Source organism: Mycobacterium sp. IS-3022, from assembly GCF_001500065.1.
GTDB lineage: Bacteria > Actinomycetota > Actinomycetes > Mycobacteriales > Mycobacteriaceae > Mycobacterium.
Genome location: NZ_LQIN01000017.1, coordinates 40,249 through 57,099 on the forward strand (window position 1 = coordinate 40,249; position 16,851 = coordinate 57,099).

The window sequence follows — 16,851 nt, forward strand, 5'->3', positions numbered from 1 at the left end:
CGCACGGCCATCCCGCCTACCCCGTGGGCTGCCCAAGAGCCGCTTCGATCCAGTTGGAGAACTCGCACGCAAGGTGCCACCGGTGTCCGGCCACCATTCGCCCCAGAGTCGGCAGCGGGAACTCGACAGTCAGTCGAGCGTGGAATCCATCCGCGGCGCCACGGAACTGATGGCGCACGCCACCGATCGCGAACCCGTCGGACGCCCGTGCGACGCCCGCAATCTGATGCGGGAAACGCGTATCGGCGGGTGTGACCAACGATGAGACGTCGTCGTAGTCGATCAAGAACAGCGCCGCAAACGGACTGCCGCCGGTGGTTTCCAGCACTCGTTGGCGACCGTCGGCACCGGAGCGGATGAGGAAGTGGTCTGGGCACGCTCGAAGCATCGCCAGCTCGTCAGAGGTCTGCGTCCAATGTTCGAACGCGTTGACAAAGGTCTCGGCGGAGCCGACACGGACGTATATGTCGATGCTGCTGATCCGACGCCGAGAACTCAGGCGGGCTTCCAGTCGGGCGGCGACGTCGGCGATTCGCATCTCGCGATTGAGTCGGGTGGTGATCTTCTCGGCACCGAGGGCACGCTTCGCCCGCAACAACGCTTCGCGCCGTTCTGCGACGTCACTGCGCGGTACGCGTACACCGAGCTTTCTCGCCACTGCGGTGATGCGACGGTCCTCCCAGGCAAGTACTTCACCTCGGGTGACGTTCCTGCCGTTGATCTCGGTGACGATTTCCGCAGCCGACATGCCGATCCCTAACGCTAGATAATTTGCGTTAAAGACGTTACGCTGACCATAGCCGTACGTCAAAGGAGGTGGCGATGGTCACCCGACGGCCTGGGGGCCGCTCGGAGCGCGTCCGTGTGAAGGTTCTCGAAGCGGCGGTGGAGCGCCTACTTGTCGACGGTTACGACGGACTCAAGGTGCGCGATGTCGCACGCTTGGCGGACGTCGCGGAAACCACGATCTATCGGCGCTGGCCCACGACGCACGACCTTGCTGCTGCGGCGCTCGGCCACCTCGCGCGCACCGACAATCCGATTCCCGACACGGGCACGCTCGAGGGCGACTTACGGACACTGTTGGGTCAGATACTCAACTTGCTTCGACGCCCGGAGGTCGAGCGGATTCTTCGGGTGGCCGCAGCGCTCGACAGTCGCGACCCCGGTGCCGTCGATGCACGTAAGGCTTTCTGGCGCAGTCGGTTCCTGGGGTCTTCCCGCATCGTCGAACGAGCCATCGACCGCGGCGAGCTTCCAGTCGGCACCGACCCAGACGAGTTGATTGAGTTCCTCGTGGGGCCGGCATATCTCCGTCGGCTGCTACTCGACCGCCCGCTGGACAGTGCGCTGCTCGACCTATCGGTGCACAACACCCTCGCCGCCTACGCCGTCGGCCGCCAGAACCCCTGAAAACCCTGTCCCGCGTTGCTGGTCCGAATCGACGAAAGTTGAACGGGATCGCCGGCCTCGATCATCTGGCCGTTCCCGACGATCATCGCGACATGACCGTCCCACACAGCGAGGTCGCCCGGCCGTAGATCGCCCGCGGCGACGGGGGCGCCGATGTCCTGCTCCTGCGCGAGCCGCGGAAGGCTCAGTCCCGCTTCCGAATACGCCCACTGGGTGAGGCCGCTGCAATCGAGGCCGACACCCGGCGTGGTGCCGCCCCAGTCGTACGGCACTCCCAACTGCGTCAGGGCGTGCCGAACAGCGCTCGCCGCCACCGCGTTCGGCGCCGTCGCCGAGCTGCCGTCGGGCAGGCGCACCGCTACGCCGTCTCCGAAGGTCGCGGCATCCGGCGTCGGGACAGGAGCTTCGGGGCGGGAGAGTTCGGCGATGTCGCGCACCAAAGAGCCGAGCCCGCCTGCGCTGGAACCGAACCCGCCGGCGCTGGTTCCGAGCCCACCGGCGCTGGTACCGAGCCCACCCGCGCTGGTACCGAGCCCGCCTGCACTTCCCAGCGGACTCATGGGCGCACCGAAGCTTGACGGTGTGGTTCCGGCGCCGGCCGGGGCCGTCGCGGCAGGAGCCGTCGCGCCCGCGGCGATCCCGGCGGCGTGCCCGTCGAGCTCGGCGCGCAACTCGTCGACCACCGCGACAGCCTCGGCGAGCGACCGCCGTGCCTCGGCCATCAGCTCCTCGGTCACGCCGGGCGAGTCGAGGTACGGCTCGAGTGCGGCCGCTCGGGCCTCGAACGCACCCACGATGTCGCGTAGGCGCTGATGAGCGCGCGCCACCGCCGCGTCCGCGGCATCCGCCGACTCGCCGAGGTGCCCGATCCGTCGCGCGAGTTCTTCGGTCTGCGCGGCGGTCGCTGTGACGACGCGCCCGGCCGCGTCGGCCCCGGGGCCGGTCCAGTGCGGGGCCGCCTGACGCCAGGCCTGGCTGGTCGACGCCGAGACCTCCTGCAGCGCGTTGCGCACCTCGTGAAGAGCGGTCGCCAACTCGGCGCCCGAGCCGGGGCCGACCAGCGACTGAAGTTCCCTGAGCGGCGCCGTCAGCGCGGCCACCAACGCGCTCGGCATCGTCAGACGCCGCTGACCCGTGCGCCCGCGCGATCGTCGGCGTCGTCGTAGGCGAGCGCCGTCCGGTATGCGGCGTCACCGGTCGCCGATGCCCGGTCCTGCAACGCAGCGACTTCGCGGGCCTGGTGTGCGACGGCTTCGGCCAGCGCCGCGAGGAACGGCTTCCCGACCGGACCGAAGAGCGCCGCCGACGTGGGCACGGCTGCCAGTTTCGAAGCGATGGCGGCGAATTCGTCGGCGTGCGCGGAGGTCGCCGCGGCCAGGTTGTGGATGGCGTCTGTATCGGCGTGCATGTCGTTAGGACGCGGCGCGACGGACCTCGGTTCCCGTTAAGGTCGGGCAATGGATGTGCGCGTCGTCGACCACCCGCTCGCGGGCGCACGACTGACCACGTTGCGCGACGCCAGAACCGACAACGCCGTCTTCCGGGCGGCCTTGCGAGACCTCACGCTGATGCTGGTGTACGAGGCGACCCGGGACGCCGCCGTCGAGACCATCCGGGTGCGCACCCCGCTGGCCGAGACCACCGGCTGCCGACTGGCCAACCCGCCGTTGCTCGTCCCTGTGCTGCGGGCCGGTCTGGGCATGGTCGACCAGGCGCACGTGCTGATCCCCGAGGCGCGCGTCGGCTTCGTCGGCGTCGCCCGCAACGAGCAAACCCATCAACCGACGCCGTATCTGGAGTCGCTGCCCGACGACCTGAGCACCCAACCGGTGATCGTGCTCGACCCGATGCTGGCGACCGGCGGTTCGATGCTGCACACCGTCGAGTTGCTGCATTCGCGCAACGCCGTCGACATCACGGCGATCTGCGTCGTCGTCGCTCCGGAGGGCCTGGCCGCGCTGGAGAAGGTGGCACCGAACGTCCGGCTCGTCACCGCGACGATCGACGAATGCCTCAACGACATCGCCTACATCGTGCCTGGCCTCGGCGACGCGGGGGACCGCCAGTTCGGCCCGCGCTAGAACCGCGAGCAGAGGCCGGCCAACTCGTCCTGCACCCGCTCGGCCCGCTCCCGCGCTGCCGCCAGATCGGCGACGTCGCTGCTGCGTACCTCGATGTAGGACTTGACTTTTGGCTCGGTACCCGAGGGGCGCACCACCACCCGCACCGCGATGTCATCGCCACCGCCGGTCAGGATCAGCGCGTCGGTACCGTCATCGGGTTCCAGATCGGTGACGGTCACCTCGTATCCGCCGAGGCGGTCGGGTGGCGTCTCACGCAGGCGTGTCATCACCGCGTTCGCCTCCTGTGCGTCCTCGACGGGCCGCGAGACCGCCGTCGTGGTGTGCACGCCGTGGCGGCGGGCCAGGTCGTCGAGCGCGTCGAGCAGTGTGTGCCCTCGGTCGCGCAGCGCCGCGATCAGATCGCAGACCAACACCGCCGCGCTGATGCCGTCCTTGTCGCGCACCGCGGACGGATCGACGCAGTGGCCGATCGCCTCCTCGTATGCGTACACCAACGTGCAGCCGGGCAGGTCGACGTCCGCCCGCGACAGCCACTTGAAGCCGGTGGGCGTTTCGACGTGACGCGCCCCCTGCTCCCGCGCGATCGCCGCCAGCATGCGCGACGACACCAGTGAGCTGGCCACCACCGTGGATTCGGTCACCGCTCCGGGCTCGATCTGCGACAAGATGTAATCGCCCAGCAGCCAACCGGTTTCGTCGCCCGAGAGCATGCGCCAACCGTCCGATGTCGGAACGCCGACCGCGCACCGGTCGGCGTCGGGATCCAGCGCGATCGCGACCTCGGCGTCGACGTCGGCGGCCAGTTTCAGCACCGCTTCGACGGCCTCGGGTTCCTCCGGGTTGGCCGACGTCACGGTGGGGAAGTCGGCGTCGGGCGCGAACTGGTCTTCCACGACATGCACGTCGGAGAAGCCGGCGCGCACGAACGCGTCGAGGGCGAACTCCCCGCCGACGCCGTGCAGCGGAGTGAACGCCACCCGCACCGAACCGCGGGTGTGCCGGACGTTCGCAGCGCGTTCGACGTAGCGCTGCACTTCGTCGACGCCGCCCGGCGTGACCGCCTGCCGCGGAATCTCGTCGGCGTGCGGCGCCTCGGCCATGGCCTGCTCGATCTCGCGGTCGGTCGGCGCGAGGATCGGGAAGCCGCCACCGAAGAACACCTTGAAGCCGTTGTCGGACGGCGGATTGTGCGAGGCGGTGATCTGAATGCCCGCGGCGGCCGGCCGGTGCCGCACGGCGAAAGCGACGATCGGCGTGGGCACGGCGGTGAAGAAGAGCGTGACGCGAAACCCATGCGCAGCAAGGACTTCGGCGGCGGCCAGGGCGAACTCGTCGGATCCGTGCCGGGCGTCGCGGCCCACGATGACGTCCTGGCCGGCCAGGCCCCGGTCCTTGAGCACCTTGGCGACCGCCCAACTGGCGCGCAGTACGACGGCCAGGTTCATGCCGCTGGGGCCACCGCGCAGCGGTCCGCGCAAACCTGCGGTGCCGAACGTCAGTGGATGTGCGAATCGCCGTTCGAGTTCTTCTTGGGAACACTCCGAGAGCTCGGCGGCGGTCTGGGGATCGGGATCGTGAGAGATCCACTCCTGCGCGGTACTTGTCGCCGGCGACGCAGTCATGGCGCTAGTGTGCCCACTTTCCTGTCGGCATATTCCAGCGACGCGCGTCGCCGTCAGAGCCGGGCGATGACCGCGGCGAGCAGCGCGCCCATTCGCGTCGCCGACCGGCGGCCCGCCTCCAGCACCTCCTCGTGGTTCAGCGGCCGGCCCGTCATCCCCGCGGCGAGGTTGGTCACCAGCGACACGCCGAGCACCTGCGCGCCGGCTTCGCGGGCGGCGATGGTCTCGTGCACGGTCGACATGCCGACCAGGTCCGCGCCGAGCGTGCGCAGCATCCGGATCTCCGCGGGTGTCTCGTACTGCGGTCCCGCCAGCCCGGCGTAGACGCCGTCGGCCAGCGCAGGGTCGATCTCGCGGGCGATGCCGCGCAGTCGCGGCGAGTACGCCTCGACCATGTCGACGAACCGCGGCCCCACCAGCGGGGAGCGGCCCGTCAGGTTGAGGTGGTCGCTGATCAGCACCGGTTGGCCCACCGCGAACTCCTCACGCAGGCCTCCGGCGGCGTTGGTCAACACCACAGTGTGCACGCCGCTCGCGCAGGCGGCGCGCACCGGATGCACGACGTGGCGCAGGTCGTGGCCCTCGTAGGGGTGGATACGGCCCACGAACACCAACACCCGGTGGTCGGCGATCCGCGTCGACAACAACTGGCCGCCGTGTCCCTCGGCGGCCGGTGGTGTGAACCCGGGCAGCTCGGCGACCGGGACCACCGCCACCGGGTCGCCCAGCGGTTCGACGGCCGGTGCCCAGCCCGAACCGAGGACGACCGCGACGTCGTGGCGGTCGACGCCGGTGCGCTCGCCGATCGCGGCCGCCGATTCGGCAGTCAAGGCCTGCGCATCGGTCACAGTGCGCGAGCTTATCTGTCGGTTCCGGCGCGCGGCCGCAGTGAGATACTGCCAAGATGCCAGCACTCACCGCGTCGGACGCCGTCGAAGACGCCGTCAACCGACGCCGTGGTGATCTGGTCGAGCTGTCGCACTCCATCCACGCCGAACCCGAACTCGCGTTCGCCGAACACCGCAGCTGCGCCAAGACGCAGGCGCTGGTGGCCGAGTACGGGTTCGCCGTCGCGCCGGCACCCGGCGGGTTGCAGACCGCGTTCCGCGCCGTCTACGGCAGCGGGCCGCTCGTCATCGGGGTGTGCGCCGAGTACGACGCGCTGCCGGGCATCGGGCACGCCTGCGGGCACAACATCATTGCCGCCTCCGCGGTCGGCACCGCGCTGGCACTGGCGGAGGTGGCCGACCAGCTGGGGCTGACGGTCGTGCTGCTCGGCACCCCGGCCGAGGAGGCCGGCGGCGGAAAGGTGTTGATGCTGAACGCCGGCGCGTTCGACGACATCGCTGCGTCGGTGATGCTGCACCCCGGCCCACTCGACATCGCCCGGGCGCGCTCACTGGCGCTCTCGCAGGTCGCCATCCGGTACGAGGGCAGGGAAGCGCACGCCGCGGTCGCGCCGTACCTCGGCCTGAACGCGGTCGACGCGATCACCGTCGCGCAGGTGGCGATCGGGCTGCTGCGCCAACAGATGGCGCCCGGTCAGATGGCGCACGGCATCGTCACCGACGGCGGACAGGCCACCAACGTCATCCCCGCGCGCGCCGAGATGCAGTTCACGATGCGGGCCAATGACGCCGCCTCGCTGCGTGAACTCGAACAGCGCATGGCGGACTGCTTCCTGGCCGGCGCTGTGGCGACCGGATGCAGCCACGAGGTCACCGAAACCGAACCCAGCTACCTCGAGCTGACCCCGGACACCTGGCTGGCGGAGACGTTCCGCGCCGAGATGCAGCGGCTGGGCCGCGACCCGGTGCCCGCCGACGTCGAGGCCGCGCTGCCGCTGGGCAGCACCGACATGGGCAACGTCACCCAGGTGATGCCCGGGATCCATCCGATCGTCGGCATCGATGCAGGCGGCGCGTCGGTGCATCAGCCGGCGTTCGCGACGGCCGCAGCCGGGCCCAGCGCGGACAAGGCGGTCATCGAGGGCGCGATCATGCTGGCCCGCACCGCCGTGCGGTTGGCCGAAACGCCGCACGAGCGCGACCGGGTGATGGAGTCACAGGCGAGGCGGGCGTCATGAGCGTGCTGCCCCACGCCGCCGCGCGGTGGCTCTCGGCCCACTACGACGACCTCGTCGAGTGGCGCCGCCACATTCACATGCACCCCGAGCTGGGCCGCCAGGAGTTCGCCACCACGCAATTCGTCGCATCCCGGCTGGCCGACGCGGGCCTGAACCCGAAGGTACTGCCCGGCGGCACGGGCTTGACGTGCGACTTCGGTCCCGAGCACGGGCCGAAGATCGCCCTGCGGGCGGACATGGATGCGTTGCCGATGGCCGACCGCACCGGCGCGCCGTACGCGTCGCTGGTGCCGAACGTCTCGCACGCCTGCGGGCACGATGCGCACACCGCGATCCTGCTGGGCGCCGCGCTGGCGCTGGCGTCGGTGCCCGAACTCCCGGTCGGCGTGCGGTTGATCTTCCAGGCCGCCGAGGAGCTGATGCCCGGCGGTGCGATCGACGCGATCGCCGCGGGCGCATTGACCGGGGTGTCACGGATCTTCGCGCTGCACTGCGATCCGCGGCTGGCCGTGGGCAAGGTCGCGATGCGGGCCGGACCGATCACGTCGGCCGCCGATCAGCTCGAGGTGACGTTGCACTCGCCGGGCGGTCACACCTCGCGACCGCACCTCACCGGTGACCTGGTCTACGGGCTGGGCACCCTGATCACGGGCGTGCCCGGGGTGTTGTCGCGCCGCATCGACCCCCGCAACAGCACCGTGATGGTGTGGGGCGCGGTCAACGCGGGCGTCGCCGCCAACGCGATCCCGCAGACCGGCACCCTGGCCGGGACCATCCGCACCGCCAGCCGCGACACCTGGGAGATGCTGGAATCCATTGTGCGCGAGTCTGTTTCGTCGTTACTCGCGCCACTCGGTATCGAATACAGCCTGCAGTACCGACGCGGGGTGCCACCCGTGGTCAACGAGGAGATCTCGACGCGCATCCTGACCCACGCGATCGAGGCGATCGGACCCGACGTGCTGGCCGACACCCGGCAGTCCGGTGGCGGCGAGGACTTCTCGTGGTATCTGGAGGAAGTGCCCGGTGCGATGGCGCGCCTGGGCGTGTGGACGGGCCGCGGACCCCAGTTGGATTTGCACCAGCCGACGTTCGACCTCGACGAGCGCGCCTTGGCGGTGGGGGTGCGGGTGCTGGTCAACATCATCGACCAGGCCGCCCAGTACTAATCGCGCGAGCGACCGTGTTTGTACGCAGACACGCCGGTTCCAGCGGGCACTCGGCGGTCACTCGCGGGAGTTGATCGTCCACAATTTGACCTTCATCCACAGCTTGGTCACACGGCCTACCGGCGCGGCCGCTCGTCGCTGACGATCAGCGCTGTGAACCGAGAATTGACAGAACTTTTCGATGCGCAGGGCGGGCTCGCCACGAGTGCCCAGATCCTGCAACACATGACGAGACGCGGCTTCGACTCAGCACTCGAATCGGGTCCCTTGCAACGACTTTGGCCGGGCGTCTACTGCATTGGCGAACCGGATGACGCGATGCGGCTGCGCGGGCTCGATTTTCGCTGTGGCACTCCGGTGGCCGCGTGTCTGCACACCGCAGCGGCGATCCATGGCTTCGATATCGAAGAGCCCGCCGATCTTCATGTGCTCAGCCCGCCGGGTTCACGATTGCGATCGACCGACGGCATGAAAGTCCACCGACGCGAGGGTGCGCCGATGACCGTCGTCGACGGCAGACCGGTCACCGCGGCGGCGTGGACGGCGGTCGAGGTGGCCCGTTCGCAGCGTCGACCGAGGGCCTTGGCCACGTTGGATGCCGCGTTGCGCAGCGGTTCAGTGAATCGGACCGAGCTGTGGCGCGCGGCCGTCGAGCAGGCCGGCCGGCGCGGCATCGTCACCGTTCGCGACCTGATCGCGTTGGCCGACGCCCGCTCGGAATCGCCGATGGAGAGCGAAGCGCGGCTCGCGATGATCGACGGCGGCCTGCCGATCCCCGAGCTGCAGTACGAGCTCATCGACGGAAATGGGCAGCTTCGTCGTGTCGATTTCGCCTGGCCCGCTCAGCGGGTGGCCGTCGAGTACGACGGTGTCGATTGGCACAGCAGCGCCGAGGCGCTACGGCGCGACCGTCGCCGAACAGCTGCACTCCTCGACGTCAGGTGGGTGGTCATTGCGATCGTCTTCGAGGATGTTCGGTACCGGTCGCGGGAGTTCGTTGCTCGCATCGACAAGCAATTGCGTCGCGCTCGCGCGGCGTGAGCGACCGCGAAATGCGCGCGAATTACGGCGTGTCGGCGTACAGACGCGGTCATTCGCGGAAAAGAGTCAGCCGCTGGTGCCCGGGCCGATGTTGCGCGCCGGGCGAGTTCGTAGGTTGTGCACGTAATCCGCTGGGGCGCCTGCGACTTCGGCGGCGTCGGCCACCACACCGAGATAGCGTGCCGACGGCAGACCGCCCTCCCACGCGTCGACCACGTACAGCCACGCCAGCACCGGCTCGAAACTGGTGTCCGACGAGATGCGGTGCACCCGGCAGCGGATCTTCTTGTGAAAACCCAGTTCCGAGCCTTCCCAGCGGTCGAGGTTCTCCTCGTCCTCCTTGGTCACGTCGTAGAGCACGACGAACACCTTCGACGTCGGATCCTCGACGACCGTGGCGAGCGCGCCCTCCCAGCCGATATCCTCCCCGCCGAAGGTCAAACGCCAGCCGTGCAGCCACCCCGTCCCTGCCATCGGGGAATGGGGCGCGCGCTGCAACATCTGCTCCGGATCCATGTTCGATCCGTACGCGGCATAGAGCGGCACCAGGAAAGACTAGCTGGGTTCGCGCACAGGCTGCGCGATCAACCACCCGCTTCGTTAGGTTGGGGTCGTGGCAACCCGCATCGTGATCATCGGCGGCGGGCCCGCCGGCTATGAGGCGGCATTGGTCGCCGCGGCACGAGGACCCGAAGTCGCCGAGGTCACCGTCGTCGACTCCGACGGCATCGGCGGGGCGTGCGTGCTGTGGGACTGCGTCCCGTCCAAGACCTTCATCGCGTCGACGGGGGTGCGCACCGAACTGCGTCGTGCGCCGGATCTGGGCTATGCGCTCGAGTTCGAAGACGCCAAGATCTCGCTGCGGCAGATCAACGAGCGGGTCAAGCGGCTGGCCGCCGCCCAGTCCGCCGACATCGCCGAGCGCTTGCGCAACGACGGCGTGACGCTGATCGCCGGCCGGGGCGAGCTGGTCGACGACATGCCGGGCATGGCCAGGCACACCGTCAAGATCACCGCGCACGACGGCACCGTCAGCACTATCGACGCCGACGTCGTGCTGATCGCCACCGGAGCCAGCCCTCGGGTGCTGCCCGGCGCGGAGCCCGATGGCGAACGTGTCCTGAACTGGCGCCAGCTCTACGACCTCGAGGAGCTGCCCGAGCATCTCGTGGTCGTCGGCTCCGGCGTCACAGGTGCCGAGTTCGTCAACGCCTACACCGAACTCGGCGTCAAGGTGACGGTGGTGGCCAGCCGCGACCAGATCCTTCCCCACGAGGACTCCGACGCCGCCGCGGTGCTCGAGGACGCGCTGGGTTCGCGCGGGGTGACGCTGGTCAAGAACGCCCGCGCCGACCAGGTGAGCCGTACCGACGACGGTGTCGTGGTCACGATGACCGACGGGAGATGCGTCGAGGGCAGCCATGCGTTGATGACGGTCGGCTCGGTGCCCAACACCGCGGGCCTGGGCCTCGAGCGGGTCGGCATCGACCTCGGGCCGGGCGACTATCTGAAGGTCGACCGGGTCTCACGCACCACCGTGCCGGGCATCTACGCCGCGGGGGATTGCACCGGGTTGATGTTGCTGGCCTCGGTGGCCGCCATGCAGGGCCGCATCGCGATGTACCACGTGCTCGGCGAAGGGCTCGAGCCGATCCGGCTGCGCACCGTGGCCGCCGCGGTGTTCACCCGGCCCGAGATCGCGGCGGTCGGGGTGCCCCAATCCAAGATCGACGACGGGTCGGTGGCTGCTCGCACGATCATGTTGCCGCTGAACACCAACGCGAGGGCCAAGATGTCGAGTTTGCGGCGCGGCTTCGTGAAGATCTTCTGCCGCCCGGCGACCGGGGTGGTGATCGGCGGAGTCGTCGTGGCCCCGATCGCATCGGAGCTGATCATGCCGATCGCGTTGGCGGTGCAGAACGGCAACGACGTCGAGGATCTGGCGCAGACGTTCTCGGTGTACCCGTCGCTGTCGGGTTCGATCACCGAGGCGGGTCGGCGGTTGATGGCGCACGACGATCTGGACTGAACCCACGTAGCCTTGGGACGGGCGGCATACCGACGAGTAACTAGGAGTCGATTCCGGTGAGCGATCCGATCCCGGCCAACGGGCAGACGCTTCTGGGCCCCGAGCAGCGGGCCGAGGCCTGGGAGCGGCTCGGCAGCGAGCAGTTCGACGTCGTGGTGATCGGCGGGGGTGTCGTCGGGGCGGGCGCCGCGCTGGATGCGGCGACGCGCGGGCTCAAGGTCGCCCTCGTCGAAGCCCGCGACTTCGCGTCGGGGACGTCGAGCCGGTCGTCGAAGATGTTTCACGGCGGCCTGCGTTATCTGGAGCAGCTGGAGTTCGGGCTGGTGCGCGAGGCGCTGCACGAGCGGGAACTGTCGCTGACGACGTTGGCGCCGCATCTGGTCAAACCGCTGCCGTTCCTGTTTCCCCTGACCAACCGATGGTGGGAGCGGCCCTACGTGGCGGCGGGCATCTTCCTCTACGACCAGCTGGGCGGTGCGAAATCCGTTCCGGCGCAAAAGCATCTGACGAAGTCCGGCGCCCTTCGGCTGGCGCCGGGCCTCAAGCGGTCATCGCTGATCGGCGGAATTCGCTACTACGACACCGTGGTCGACGACGCACGCCACACGATGACCGTGGCCCGCACGGCCGCGCATTACGGGGCGGTGGTGCGGACCTCGACGCAGGTGGTGGCATTGCTTCGCGAAGGCGACCGCGTCACGGGCGTGGAGGTCCGCGATTCCGAGAGCGGTGCGGTGACCGAGGTGCACGGACACGTCGTGGTCAACGCCACCGGCGTCTGGACCGACGAGATCCAGGCATTGTCGAAGCAGCGCGGACGATTTCGGGTGCGGGCCTCCAAAGGGGTGCACATCGTGGTGCCCCGCGACCGGATCGTCAGCGAGGTCGCGATCATCCTGCGTACCGAGAAGTCGGTGCTGTTCGTGATCCCATGGGGCACGCATTGGATCATCGGGACCACCGACACGGACTGGAATCTGGACCTGGCGCATCCCGCGGCGACAAAGGTCGACATCGACTACATCCTCGAGAACGTCAACAAGGTGCTCGCGACGCCGCTGACGCACGACGACATCGACGGTGTGTACGCCGGGTTGCGGCCGCTGCTGGCGGGGGAGAGCGAGGAGACGTCGAAGCTTTCGCGCGAGCATGCAGTGGCGGTGCCGGCGCCGGGGTTGGTGGCGATCGCCGGTGGAAAGTACACGACGTACCGGGTGATGGGGGAGGACGCGATCGACGCTGCGGCGGAGTACATTCCGGCGCGGGTTGCGCGGTCGATCACCGAAAAGGTGCCGCTGATGGGCGCCGACGGATACTTCGCGCTGATCAACCAGACCGAAAGCGTTGGCGCGCATTACGACCTGCACCCGTACCGGGTGCGCCACCTGCTGGACCGGTACGGCTCGCTGATCGGCGAGGTGCTTCAGATGGCTCTGGGGAGACCCGAGCTGCTGACGCCGATCACCGAAGCGCCGGTGTACCTCAAGGTCGAGGCATGGTACGCCGCGGCCGCCGAGGGCGCGTTGCATCTGGAGGACATCCTGGCGCGGCGGATGAGGATCTCGATCGAGTATCCGCACCGCGGAGTGGACTGCGCGCGTGAGGTCGCCGAAGTCGTTGCGCCGGTGCTGGGTTGGAGCGCCGAGGACGTCGACCGCGAAGTGGCGACGTACCTGGCGCGGGTCGAGGCGGAGGTGCGCTCGCAGCAGGAACCCGACGACGAGTCGGCCGACGCGTTGCGGGCGGCAGCGCCGGAGGCGCGCGCCGAGATCCTCGAACCGGTGCCGCTCACTTGAGACGTATGCCACCGTTACCGGTGCGAGACGGGCTGGGCCCGGCGCGGGTGCGGCTGCGTGGCGGAGCGGTGCTGGTCGAGTTGGCCTCTCGGTTCGGCGAGGCAGCCGCCACCAAAGTGCTTGCAGGCGAGGTGGTCACGGCTGGTGGTGAAGTCGTGACGGCGGGTACGGTGCTGCCGCCGGGCGCATTCGTGTACCTGTACCGAGATCTGCGCGACGAGGTACCGGTGCCGTTCGACATTCCCGTGCTGTATCGCGACGACGACATCGTGGTGGTCGACAAGCCGCACTTTCTGGCGACGATGCCGCGCGGTCGCCATGTGGCGCAGACGGCGACTGTGCGGTTACGGCGAGAACTCGACCTGCCGGAGTTGTCGCCCGCGCATCGGTTGGACCGGTTGACCGCGGGTGTGCTGTTGTTCACGACGCGGCGCGAAGTGCGGGGCACCTATCAGACGATGTTCGCCCGCGGCGAGGTGCGCAAGACGTACCTCGCACGGGCCGGTGTCGACCCGTCACTTGAGTTCCCGATGGTGGTGCGTAGCCGTATCGTCAAGCGGCGCGGGCGGCTACAGGCGATAGAAGAGCCCGGCGAGCCGAACGCGGAAACATACGTGGAGAACCTTGGCAATGGGCTGTACCGACTGACCCCGCGGACCGGACGGACGCATCAACTACGGGTGCACATGGCGTCGCTGGGGCTGCCGATCGTCAACGACCCGTTGTACCCCGACGTGACCGACGTTGCGCCCGAAGACTTCTCACGGCCACTGCAACTGCTGGCGCACAGCATCGAGTTCGTGCATCCGGAGACCGGTCGGTCACACGAGTTCACGAGCGGTCGCGCGCTGTGACTCAGCGCCGCGGGTCCGGAGGCGGGGTCACCTGTGCGCCCGCCGCGATCACCGCGCGGTTGCGTTCGGCGACCGTTCGCAGCGTCATCTTGACCAACCACCGGTCGTAGGTCATGAAGCCGTTGACCTCGTTCTCGACATCAGTGGTCTGGGTGTAGATCGCGCCGGACAGACCGCCCCTGCGGACCGCCTCTTCCAGGTCGCGGCTCACCTCGACATAGCGCTGCGTCAAACGGGCTCGGCTGTCGGCCATTTCGTAGGCCTGCGGTTTGCCGGGCCAGCGGTTCCCGTCGGGCACCAACCCGAGGCCGCCGTACTCCCCGTCGACCACGACCCGGTGTTCGAGCGGCACCGGACGATCGCCGAGCATCGTCCTCTCGTCGCGTCGGGTCGCCGGATTGTCGTGCAGGACCGGACGGCCCGGCCCGACATAGGTGTGGTCATCGTAGACGTCGCCGGCCCTGCTGTCGGGCCGGGACTTGCAACAGTTGACACCACTGTTGGCGTTGACCATCCGCGTGGGGTCCGCGGTCTTGGCCACGTGGGCGATTCTGGCGGTGTCGAACTCGCCCCAGCCCTCGTTGAACACAACCCAGCCGACGATCGAAGTGACGCTGCGCAACTGGTCGATCATCGCGACGAGTTCACGTTCGAAGTTCGCCTTCGCCTCCGGCGGCGGATCCGGAGCCGGACCGACCGGGACGTCGAGGGACACGTTCAGCGACGGCATGTCCTGCCACACCAGCAGGCCGAGCTTGTCCGCCCAGTAGTACCAGCGCGCCGGTTCGACCTTCGCGTGCTTACGGACGAAGTTCATGCTGAGCGCCTTGGTGCGCTCGAGGTCGAACCTCAGCGCGTCGTCGGTGGGCGCGGTGTAGATGCCGTCGGGCCAATAGCCTTGATCCAGCGGGCCGTGCAGGAAAGTGATCTTGTTGTTCAACGCGATTCGCGGCCGGCCCTGCGGATCCCGCACCGTGCTGATCGTGCGCAGGCCACCGTAGCTGCTGACCTCGTCGACGACCTTTCCCTCCGGGCTGACAAGCCGCACCTCGAGGTCATACAGGTAGGGGTCGTCGGGCGTCCACAAGCGCGGCTTCGGCACCTGCACACGCACCGGCTTGCCGGGTTCGGCCGACGAGCGGGCCAGCGTCGCACCGTCCGGGACGGACACGATCACCTCGGCCCGTTCGTCGGTGGTTCCGGAAACCCGCGGTGTAATGGTGAAGCCGGTCAAATCCGGTGTGATGTCGAGCTTTTCGATGTGCGCGGCGCGGACAGGTTCCATCCACACGGTCTGCCAGATGCCCGACGCGCCGGTGTAGAACAGACCTTCTGGATCGTTGCGCTGCTTGCCGACGGCGAACGGACCGTCTTCGTTGCGGTCCTCGGCGCGCACGACGATCTCCTGCGCGCCCGTCCATTTCAGCGCATCGGTGATGTCCGCGCTGAACGCGGTGAAACCACCCTCGTGATGGGCCACGCGCCGGTTGTTCACCCACACCGTGGCCGTCTGATCGACCGCGCCGAAGTGCAGCAGCACGCGCTGCCCCCGCCAGGTGCCCGGCACCTCGAAGACCTTCCGGTACCACATCTGGTCGTCGTGCCGCTTGATCCCGGACAGCGCCGACTCCGCCGGATAGGGCACCAGGATCTTCTCGTCGTAATCGTCGGCTGATGGTGGTGTCGTCACCGCGGCGTCCCCGGACCGCCCGGTGTAGGCCCATACTCCGTTGAGGTTCAGCCAGCGTGCCCGCGCCATCTGCGGCCGGGGGTATTCCGGCAGTGCGTTGTTCGGCCCGACCAGATGCGACCAGGGGGTCGACAGGGCGGGGCTCTGCCGCTGCCATGCCTCGGCCGCGTTGGCCGGCGCACCCAGGATCGCGATGCCCGCTACCAGGGCGACGGGCACGGCGGCCATCCGGCGCAGTGCCTTGCACACGCGGTGCCGCTTGGTCGACGGCTCGGTGTTCGCGGCCACGACTAGTCCCCCCTGCTGGAAACCCAATGACGAAATGCGGTTGTGGTGCAGTGCACCGTTGCCCCTGGCAAACCTAGTCGACGGTGAGCCATGGACGAATCCGGTGTTTCCCTACGCTTCGCATCAGCGCGCTGGACGAACGTCTGTGGTCAGGCGTCGGCGAGCTGACAGAGACCTGGGGCCGAGATCGCGTGGATGCACGATTGCTGTTGTGACACAGCGGAGCTGCGAAGTCAGGATGCGCGCCGAGCCTAGCATCTTGCTATGTCGGACGCCACTTGGGAAGAGAGTCGGCTCACCGATGCGCCGCCTCGCCGGGGAGCAGGAACGCGGCCCTGCGGCGGGTCGGAACACCAGCTGATAGCAAACGTCGGCTAGATGTGCTCAGCAGCTTGTCAGAGCACCCGTCCGGCAGCGGATGCGGCCACCGTACAGGTCGGGATGGTTCAGGCATCGCACAAGACATCGATGCGCCGAAGCGGTTCGTTACGACCGCTGTGTCGATCGCGGTCGTTCGGCCCCGGGCCGGCTCGGCGACTGTCACAATCGGGTCGGCGACAGCCTCTCGGCACGTTGCCTGAAGGAGGAGATGTGCGCAAGGTATGGCTGTGCGCCGCTGCAGCCCTTTTCGCAGGCGGCCTGGTGAACGTGAGTCCACCGAACGCCGAGGCGACACTCTGCGGCTCCGTCGGCGGCAGGTTCGTCGACGTCACCGGGTGCGCCGACCCGCTGTCGTATCTCAACGAGCTGCCGCCGCCGCCACTCCCGCCACCGGAGAA

Annotated in this window: 15 protein-coding genes and 1 pseudogene; 9 read left to right on the top strand and 7 right to left on the bottom strand. The window is 68.7% G+C overall.

The window, feature by feature from the left end; all coding sequences use genetic code 11:
* Positions 1-16: 16 nt before the first annotated feature.
* Complete coding sequence (locus AU188_RS13060; protein ID WP_059164136.1) at positions 17-748, bottom strand: hypothetical protein; 732 nt, start codon at positions 746-748, stop codon at positions 17-19.
* A 74-nt stretch (positions 749-822) separates the two neighbouring features.
* Here AU188_RS13060 and AU188_RS13065 point away from each other — a divergent pair, with 74 nt between their 5' ends.
* Positions 823-1,413, top strand: coding sequence for a TetR/AcrR family transcriptional regulator (locus tag AU188_RS13065; RefSeq protein ID WP_156426672.1), 591 nt, complete (start codon positions 823-825; stop codon positions 1,411-1,413).
* On the opposite strand, the gene AU188_RS13070 is transcribed toward AU188_RS13065, so the two are convergent.
* A complete protein-coding gene (locus tag AU188_RS13070) occupies positions 1,386-2,528 on the bottom strand; it encodes a C40 family peptidase (RefSeq protein ID WP_059164138.1) in 1,143 nt (380 codons plus the stop codon). The two genes, AU188_RS13065 and AU188_RS13070, sit on opposite strands and share 28 nt — an antisense overlap.
* Positions 2,529-2,530: 2 nt before the next feature.
* The gene (locus tag AU188_RS13075) at positions 2,531-2,821 is read right to left on the bottom strand and encodes a type VII secretion target (RefSeq protein ID WP_059164139.1); all 291 of its coding nucleotides are present in this window, start codon (positions 2,819-2,821) and stop codon (positions 2,531-2,533) included.
* 49 nt (positions 2,822-2,870) lie between these two features.
* On the opposite strand from AU188_RS13075, the gene upp reads away from it, so the two are divergent.
* Positions 2,871-3,494 carry a uracil phosphoribosyltransferase gene (gene upp / locus AU188_RS13080; protein ID WP_059164140.1) on the top strand — a complete coding sequence of 208 codons (624 nt, stop codon included), beginning with the start codon at positions 2,871-2,873 and terminating at the stop codon, positions 3,492-3,494.
* Here the strand turns inward: upp and AU188_RS13085 are convergent.
* Positions 3,491-5,119, bottom strand: a complete 1,629-nt coding sequence (locus tag AU188_RS13085; RefSeq protein WP_059164141.1) for a phospho-sugar mutase — start codon at positions 5,117-5,119, stop codon at positions 3,491-3,493. The genes upp and AU188_RS13085 overlap by 4 nt on opposite strands.
* A gap of 53 nt (positions 5,120-5,172) precedes the next feature.
* Positions 5,173-5,967 (bottom strand): purine-nucleoside phosphorylase, encoded by a 795-nt coding sequence (locus tag AU188_RS13090; protein ID WP_059164142.1) that lies wholly within the window; start codon positions 5,965-5,967, stop codon positions 5,173-5,175.
* Positions 5,968-6,023: 56 nt separating this feature from the next.
* Between AU188_RS13090 and AU188_RS13095 the strand changes: the two genes are divergently transcribed.
* The 3 genes from AU188_RS13095 (at position 6,024) to AU188_RS13105 (ending at position 9,415) form a co-directional block, all read left to right on the top strand.
* Entirely contained in the window at positions 6,024-7,205 is a 1,182-nt protein-coding gene (locus AU188_RS13095) for a M20 family metallopeptidase (protein ID WP_059164143.1), read from the top strand.
* Positions 7,202-8,374 carry an amidohydrolase gene (locus AU188_RS13100; RefSeq protein WP_059164144.1) on the top strand — a complete coding sequence of 391 codons (1,173 nt, stop codon included), beginning with the start codon at positions 7,202-7,204 and terminating at the stop codon, positions 8,372-8,374. The genes AU188_RS13095 and AU188_RS13100 overlap by 4 nt, the downstream gene beginning before the upstream one ends.
* Positions 8,375-8,599: 225 nt before the next feature.
* Positions 8,600-9,415, top strand: a complete 816-nt coding sequence (locus tag AU188_RS13105) for a type IV toxin-antitoxin system AbiEi family antitoxin (RefSeq protein ID WP_502687611.1) — start codon at positions 8,600-8,602, stop codon at positions 9,413-9,415.
* Positions 9,416-9,481: 66 nt separating this feature from the next.
* Here AU188_RS13105 and AU188_RS13110 read toward each other — a convergent pair whose 3' ends face one another.
* Positions 9,482-9,961 carry a gamma-glutamylcyclotransferase family protein gene (locus tag AU188_RS13110; protein ID WP_059099452.1) on the bottom strand — a complete coding sequence of 160 codons (480 nt, stop codon included), beginning with the start codon at positions 9,959-9,961 and terminating at the stop codon, positions 9,482-9,484.
* Positions 9,962-10,028: 67 nt separating this feature from the next.
* Here AU188_RS13110 and AU188_RS13115 point away from each other — a divergent pair, with 67 nt between their 5' ends.
* Genes AU188_RS13115 through AU188_RS13125 form a run of 3 tightly spaced genes read left to right on the top strand, consistent with a single transcriptional unit; the run spans position 10,029 to position 14,094 of the window.
* On the top strand, positions 10,029-11,444 hold the full coding sequence (locus AU188_RS13115; protein WP_059164146.1) for an NAD(P)H-quinone dehydrogenase: 1,416 nt from the start codon (positions 10,029-10,031) through the stop codon (positions 11,442-11,444).
* A 56-nt stretch (positions 11,445-11,500) separates the two neighbouring features.
* Positions 11,501-13,240 carry a glycerol-3-phosphate dehydrogenase/oxidase gene (locus AU188_RS13120; protein ID WP_059164147.1) on the top strand — a complete coding sequence of 580 codons (1,740 nt, stop codon included), beginning with the start codon at positions 11,501-11,503 and terminating at the stop codon, positions 13,238-13,240.
* A gap of 5 nt (positions 13,241-13,245) precedes the next feature.
* The gene (locus AU188_RS13125; RefSeq protein ID WP_059164148.1) at positions 13,246-14,094 is read left to right on the top strand and encodes a pseudouridine synthase; all 849 of its coding nucleotides are present in this window, start codon (positions 13,246-13,248) and stop codon (positions 14,092-14,094) included.
* A gap of 1 nt (position 14,095) precedes the next feature.
* Here the strand turns inward: AU188_RS13125 and AU188_RS13130 are convergent, their stop codons facing one another.
* Complete coding sequence (locus AU188_RS13130) at positions 14,096-16,012, bottom strand: glycoside hydrolase family 2 protein (protein ID WP_059164156.1); 1,917 nt, start codon at positions 16,010-16,012, stop codon at positions 14,096-14,098.
* 651 nt (positions 16,013-16,663) lie between these two features.
* Between AU188_RS13130 and AU188_RS13135 the strand changes: the two are divergent.
* Positions 16,664-16,851: pseudogene (locus tag AU188_RS13135) on the top strand (RNA-binding protein); the annotation flags it as partial.

What these genes read in the sequence shown, in the direction of transcription:
- AU188_RS13060 (WP_059164136.1), bottom strand. Translation starts at nt 748, where the DNA reads ATGTCGGCTGCGGAAATCGTCACCGAGATCAACGGCAGGAACGTCACC.
- AU188_RS13065 (WP_156426672.1), top strand. Translation starts at nt 823, where the DNA reads ATGGTCACCCGACGGCCTGGGGGCCGCTCGGAGCGCGTCCGTGTGAAG.
- AU188_RS13070 (WP_059164138.1), bottom strand. Translation starts at nt 2,528, where the DNA reads ATGCCGAGCGCGTTGGTGGCCGCGCTGACGGCGCCGCTCAGGGAACTT.
- AU188_RS13075 (WP_059164139.1), bottom strand. Translation starts at nt 2,821, where the DNA reads ATGCACGCCGATACAGACGCCATCCACAACCTGGCCGCGGCGACCTCC.
- upp (WP_059164140.1), top strand. Translation starts at nt 2,871, where the DNA reads ATGGATGTGCGCGTCGTCGACCACCCGCTCGCGGGCGCACGACTGACC.
- AU188_RS13085 (WP_059164141.1), bottom strand. Translation starts at nt 5,119, where the DNA reads ATGACTGCGTCGCCGGCGACAAGTACCGCGCAGGAGTGGATCTCTCAC.
- AU188_RS13095 (WP_059164143.1), top strand. Translation starts at nt 6,024, where the DNA reads ATGCCAGCACTCACCGCGTCGGACGCCGTCGAAGACGCCGTCAACCGA.
- AU188_RS13100 (WP_059164144.1), top strand. Translation starts at nt 7,202, where the DNA reads ATGAGCGTGCTGCCCCACGCCGCCGCGCGGTGGCTCTCGGCCCACTAC.
- AU188_RS13105 (WP_502687611.1), top strand. Translation starts at nt 8,600, where the DNA reads ATGACGAGACGCGGCTTCGACTCAGCACTCGAATCGGGTCCCTTGCAA.
- AU188_RS13125 (WP_059164148.1), top strand. Translation starts at nt 13,246, where the DNA reads ATGCCACCGTTACCGGTGCGAGACGGGCTGGGCCCGGCGCGGGTGCGG.
- AU188_RS13130 (WP_059164156.1), bottom strand. Translation starts at nt 16,012, where the DNA reads ATGGCCGCCGTGCCCGTCGCCCTGGTAGCGGGCATCGCGATCCTGGGT.